Below are 5,229 nucleotides of genomic sequence, written 5' to 3'. Positions count from 1 at the left end.
AATGAAAACCTTTCCACTAGGTACGTTTAAAAACAGCGCGCCGATATATTCTTCAACATCATTTTTAATATAACCTTTTTAGGTGCCATCATCCCCAACATTGAGAAATAATACATTTCCTTTGTTTATTTCTACCACTTCATCTTCAGGAAGACTCCACCAATCTGCATCATCGTTAACTCTATGTTTTAGTGAAACTAAATCATAAATGACTACTGTTGCTGTATTTGTTTGGAAATGTATTATTTCATGCATAATTTTCAATATTTAATTACTTATCTTATAATTAACAACCACTATTTAGAAACAATAGAATACGTACCATAAGGTCCAAATTATCTCCTGGACCTTATCCGCTTGGGAAATGCTTATGAATTCAATTGGCATTCATACCACTAATCACGTCCGCAACTTAACATAATTATCAAAAAATTCAGAAAACGAAGGACTTATAATGTTCGTCGTATTCTTGGAAAACAGATCATAATTAACAACCCTTCCAAAATTCTCACCACCAGAATCTATACACCAGCAAACCTCATCATCTTTTAGATATATAACAGAATAATTTTCAGGGAGTGAAAATTCATTGCGGCAATATATTGTATCGTAAAAAACAGCACCTCCTGACTCTTCAAGAGCATTATTATCCACTATTCCTGAAATCTCCTCTCCAATCACCCCTCCGCCCCCAACCAAAAGTAAGAACTCTCGAAAATCATGAGGGAGTTTAATGCCAAGGTTATTTTCAAGTAAGTCAATCTGTTCTATATCAACTTGACCTAACCAAAAAACTTCGTCTGTCGCATTATTGTTCAAATATTCAATTGCAGTTTTGATAGTCATCATTTTTACACCCTATTAAAAATCTAATGCTCTCAACTTCCAATACGCACTTCTGAATCTGTTGTACTGTCTATCAAGTTCAGGAGTATTTCTAAAACTACCACCGTTCTCGATTAATCCATGCAATTGCTTATGATACAGCTTATGCGTAGATGAAAGAATTTCCACCATTGGTCCAGGTTCTTGTCCAAGAACGTGATGAAGATTGACTTGTTTCCCATCCGTGCCAATCGGAGCATAGCCATTTTTCATCAAATCAACATTTGTCCAACCATCCTTAACTTTCGCTTTGATTGAAGGATGAACTGACTTAGGAACTCCAGGATGTATGTCAACAGTATTTTTATAAATTGTACGTCCCAGAATTGTTCCAGGCTTATATTTACCTGAGGATGAATACCTACTCAATCACCAAGGATCCACCCACCCCAGCGCATTCGGCGCATACAAGTAAAGGTTAATCCCCCCCGCCAGCCCTATCGGGTCCTGCTGCGTAAACCGCCCGCTGTAGGGTCATACTACTAGAACAAATTGTAGTGCAGACCTGACTGGATTTAGTGGTAGCGGGTCAGCCCTTCTACCGTAGTGCAGACGACCGACTGTACTCTCTCGTTCCGGGCGAAGGTATGAGTATTGATATCTAGATCAACGGCGGCAAACTTGTGGCTATTCTTCTCCTGCATGCATTGGTGCAATACTATTTGGCCAGACGATCATAAAAACTTGTGAATTTATTAAAGGTGTTAATGAGCTGCTGCTGTATGAAAACTAGCTGGGGAAGCGCCCTTCCCCTGATGATCAAATATTTATCAGAACATTGTCGACAAGCTCAAAGCCTGCAACCCCCATAGTTGTGTAATTAGGATATTCAGCAACAGACAAACGCCTGATTTCCTCCTCCCCATCATATAAGCCACCAGCATAATTAAATATTTTTAACTGTTTTTTTTCTTCTGTGAGATTAGCATAACCAATAATTTTCCAAATACCTTTGCTAATATTTTGGTTGCCAGTGAAAATAACCTTCATCTTCTTGCCAAACTTTTCAAAAGATAGAGGTGTCAGTGAACTGTTCTCTTCAAACTCCTCCGTATCCTGTATTGATAAAATGCAGAAACCTATTGCTTGCTTAAACTTTTGCTTTGGAGCAAAAACAACCTGGCAAAGCGCATACTTCCCATTACTCATCGGAATGACAAAGATGTCACCCTCTTTATATTTTACTTTCATAAGCCATTCCCTTTCAGAATTGTTAACGCATCTTTCAATACTTCCCCACCCCAATCACTACTATGACCTGCAATATCATATTTGCTAGCGTTTAGGTTATTAGGGCTATATGACCTGATTTTATTGAGGAGATTGGTTAAAGAATTTGTTGACTTAGCTCCACTATTAAGATCCATAATCCTTTGTTCCAGGAATTTAGCTTCCGCTTTGGTCAAATTATTATCAAATATCGTCAACTGTTCCAAATGTGATTTACCCGGTGTATTCGCATGGCTATTCAAACGTGCTGGAGCATCCCCACGTCCTACATAGATAATATTCTTTCCATCGTGTAGCACATACAACCCTTGACCATTTACGGGATCATAATGTTTGCCTGTACCTCCAGCCCTTCGAGTGGATGGTAACCCCTTACAAGGTGTAAGACCTAAAGGATCTGTCCAAACTATAGGATTAGGAGCATAGCTGTAAAGATTTTACCCGCCATTTAACCCTATCGGGTCCTGCTGCGTAAATCGTCCGCAGTCCGGGTCGTAATACCGGAACAGGTTGTAGTGCAGCCCTGTCTCACGATCCAGGTATTGGCCCTGCATGCGCAGGTTCTGGGAATATCCTGATACCTTCGTCTCGCTTTCCCGTAGCAGCTTGCCCCAGGCGCTGTTCACCCCTTCCCAGCGCACCTGCCCTTCGCTATCCGTCATCCGCTCCGGCGTGCCGTTGGGCTGACAGTGGAACCAGAAGATTTCCGGGGCATCAACGCCGTCAATACGTGCCAGCGGATCGTAGCTGTCCTGATCGCTGTAGACGTAGGTCAGTGGCACGTCCCCGTGCACCTCCTGCAACAGCCGGAACCCTTCCCAGACAAACCGCGTGGTGACCGGCTTGCCGGTTGGCTGCCCGCCCAGCATCTGGCGGCGCGTTTTGCTGATGCGTCGCCCGAGCGGATCGTAGCGGAAGCTGACCTGCGTCTGCGGCCTGTTGCGGTCCCGCGGCTGGCTGATGACCTCCGTCAGGCGGTGCTCGCCGTCGTAGCGGTAGTGCCATCGGGTCTGGCCGTTATCCTTCTCCACGGTGCGGCCATGGATGTCATAGCGCCAACGAATGCCATTCAGCTGCGTCAGGCGGTTGTGCGTGACCTTCTCAGCAGACTCTTCAGGCGATAAAGGTTCTGTAGTGGTAGCGTTTTGGAACGCGGTTGAATCCGATATCGCTGAAATGAACGACGCCGATCGTGAAAATTTCATGGCCGAGCAGGGTCTGAACCGCGTGATCCGCGCGGGCCATGAGATGCTCAGCCTGCAAACCTACTTCACCGCGGGCGTAAAAGAAGTGCGTGGACCATCCCTGTGGGTGCGACTGCGCCTCAGGCGGCTGGTAAGATCCACACCGACTTCGAGAAAGGCTTCATTCGTGCGCAGACTATCGCGTTTGAAGACTTCATAACCTACAAGGGTGAGCAAGGCGCGAAAGAAGCAGGCAAGATGCGTGCGGAAGGGAAAGATTACATCGTTAAAGATGGCGACGTGATGAACTTCTTGTTTAACGTTTGATTTGTTTTGAATGAAAAAAATCCACGCTTTGGCGTGGATTTTTTTTCGCGTGTCCTATCAATAGATAACTAGTTTGCCCGCTGGCCAAGTACCTGACCATCCACAGGGCATATGCCCAGCTTCATAAACATTAATTAAGCCTTCAAAAGCGAATGGCTCATGTAGTAAAGAACTATACGCATCTTCAAGCAAGTAATTCACAAGGTCCCATTTTAAGTTCTCAGTCATTGATCCTTTCTCAGACTCTGGGAAGATTATTTTTGGGATAATATCATTCTCCACAACTTTCTTAGCTTCTTTGACCAAAGAGTTCCAATATTGATATTTGTTAGTGTGTTTTTTTGCGAGATAGCCCGTTATTTCATAACCAGCCTCCAAGGTGGCACTTTCCCATTCATCGCTATTCAAGCCTTTTATAAATAAGCTAAGGGACTGAGCCTGGATAACACCAGGGAGTGTCGTTGCTACACCAAGATTAACAAACCAATTAATATTATTTAACCTATGTATTGCTAACTGGGATATCTTCATTTTTTAACCTGATTTATTCTACATGGGATTCTAGCTGCTTTCATACCACCAAGCCTGTCATGCTGTTTTATAATAAAACCCTATGATTTGTGTCACAGAGCTTTATTAAAAATATGAATATCAAAACAACAGCAATCGAAGTAAATAAATCGATTAAATTTTTAAATATTCTTTAAGAAAGATCTTCTTCTGCTACTAATCCATTAACAAAATTGGCAAATGAATTTGTCAGATATCTTTGAAGTTTTATGTGATTCTCTTGCATAGTCAAATCCTCATCAAAAGAATCTGTAGCAAAATATACTATTGAGTAATTGTCTAAATCTAGACAGAAGAAATTCCCTCCCCAATCATTTGCGAAAGGAAGCAGGTTTTTAGGAATCACTTCCCTATCCAACATGCTGATATAACAACCGTCGATTAAAGATCTAGGGTCATTATTTGTCTGACTATTATAAACAAACGGTTTAAACCCTGCCACCTCTACTGGCTCAAAATCTTCATCACCGTCCCACCAACTTTTCTCAGGAGTGCCACCATTAAATTGCAGATAATGTGAAACGAAATCATCCGGAAGAGTAATAGATAATTTCTCTTCCGTTTTAGTAATATCTGCACGTCCAATCTTTTTTTCACAGTTACTGAAATGGTTCATAGGTTATACCTCACTGATGACAGTTTGCACGCAATTTTTTCGGGACACGCCCCTTCAACCAGCCTTTAGAATGAGAAACAGCAATGGCTTCTTGGGAACCATATTTTACACCAAAATATTTCTCGAATTGTGAGACTGAGCCTTTATGTGGGAAAGTAGCTTCATGCGCAGAAGTTTTTACTAATTGCATTGTTGTCCTTCCTGTGGCTGGGTCAAAATCATCGACATGATGCCATGTATATCCAGTTGCATCGCTTTTAGAAATACCGGCTGCCTTGAAAGCCTCGGTGAAATCTCTATCTCGAGTTCCTTGCATTGTAATAGATACAATATTCTGTTTTGTTCCATTGATTGGGAAAAGATCTGGGCTTCCTGTAAAGTCGACTCCCTTTAATGCCAACCCCCACGGATCCACCC

General features: G+C 42.4%; 8 protein-coding genes and 3 pseudogenes. 1 reads left to right on the top strand and 10 read right to left on the bottom strand.

Annotated elements, in window-relative coordinates; all coding sequences use genetic code 11:
- Positions 1–78 precede the first annotated feature (78 nt).
- The 7 genes and pseudogenes from INF61_RS22375 to INF61_RS22345 all read right to left on the bottom strand — a co-directional run.
- Positions 79–255, bottom strand: coding sequence for a DUF6386 family protein (locus INF61_RS22375; protein WP_370553225.1), 177 nt, complete (start codon positions 253–255; stop codon positions 79–81).
- A 144-nt stretch (positions 256–399) separates the two neighbouring features.
- Positions 400–849: an SMI1/KNR4 family protein gene (locus INF61_RS22370; RefSeq protein WP_193548134.1), complete on the bottom strand. Its 450-nt coding sequence runs from the start codon at positions 847–849 to the stop codon at positions 400–402.
- Between the two features lie 12 nt (positions 850–861).
- The gene (locus tag INF61_RS22365) at positions 862–1,254 is read right to left on the bottom strand and encodes an HNH/ENDO VII family nuclease (RefSeq protein WP_193548133.1); all 393 of its coding nucleotides are present in this window, start codon (positions 1,252–1,254) and stop codon (positions 862–864) included.
- Between the two features lie 3 nt (positions 1,255–1,257).
- A pseudogene (locus tag INF61_RS23155) lies at positions 1,258–1,359 on the bottom strand (RHS repeat-associated core domain-containing protein); the annotation flags it as partial.
- Positions 1,360–1,644: 285 nt separating this feature from the next.
- Complete coding sequence (locus tag INF61_RS22355) at positions 1,645–2,076, bottom strand: immunity 26/phosphotriesterase HocA family protein (protein WP_163294706.1); 432 nt, start codon at positions 2,074–2,076, stop codon at positions 1,645–1,647.
- Complete coding sequence (locus INF61_RS22350) at positions 2,073–2,414, bottom strand: hypothetical protein (protein WP_193548132.1); 342 nt, start codon at positions 2,412–2,414, stop codon at positions 2,073–2,075. Before INF61_RS22350 ends, INF61_RS22355 begins: the two co-directional genes overlap by 4 nt.
- Before the next feature lie 141 nt (positions 2,415–2,555).
- A pseudogene (locus INF61_RS22345) lies at positions 2,556–3,230 on the bottom strand (RHS repeat domain-containing protein); the annotation flags it as partial.
- Between the two features lie 7 nt (positions 3,231–3,237).
- Here INF61_RS22345 and INF61_RS22340 point away from each other — a divergent pair.
- Positions 3,238–3,626: pseudogene (locus tag INF61_RS22340) on the top strand (DUF933 domain-containing protein); the annotation flags it as partial.
- A 57-nt stretch (positions 3,627–3,683) separates the two neighbouring features.
- Here INF61_RS22340 and INF61_RS22335 read toward each other — a convergent pair.
- The 3 genes from INF61_RS22335 to INF61_RS22325 form a co-directional block, all read right to left on the bottom strand.
- The gene (locus tag INF61_RS22335) at positions 3,684–4,157 is read right to left on the bottom strand and encodes a hypothetical protein (protein ID WP_017384271.1); all 474 of its coding nucleotides are present in this window, start codon (positions 4,155–4,157) and stop codon (positions 3,684–3,686) included.
- Positions 4,158–4,329: 172 nt separating this feature from the next.
- Positions 4,330–4,812, bottom strand: a complete 483-nt coding sequence (locus INF61_RS22330; RefSeq protein ID WP_017384273.1) for an SMI1/KNR4 family protein — start codon at positions 4,810–4,812, stop codon at positions 4,330–4,332.
- Between the two features lie 10 nt (positions 4,813–4,822).
- A partial coding sequence (locus INF61_RS22325; RefSeq protein ID WP_193548131.1) for an HNH endonuclease occupies positions 4,823–5,229 on the bottom strand: 407 nt, incomplete at its 5' end.

The sequence above is a fragment of the Enterobacter cloacae complex sp. P18RS genome (assembly GCF_014982105.1).
In the GTDB taxonomy this organism is placed as follows: domain Bacteria; phylum Pseudomonadota; class Gammaproteobacteria; order Enterobacterales; family Enterobacteriaceae; genus Enterobacter; species Enterobacter hormaechei_C.
This window is presented reverse-complemented; position numbering and strand designations above follow the sequence as displayed.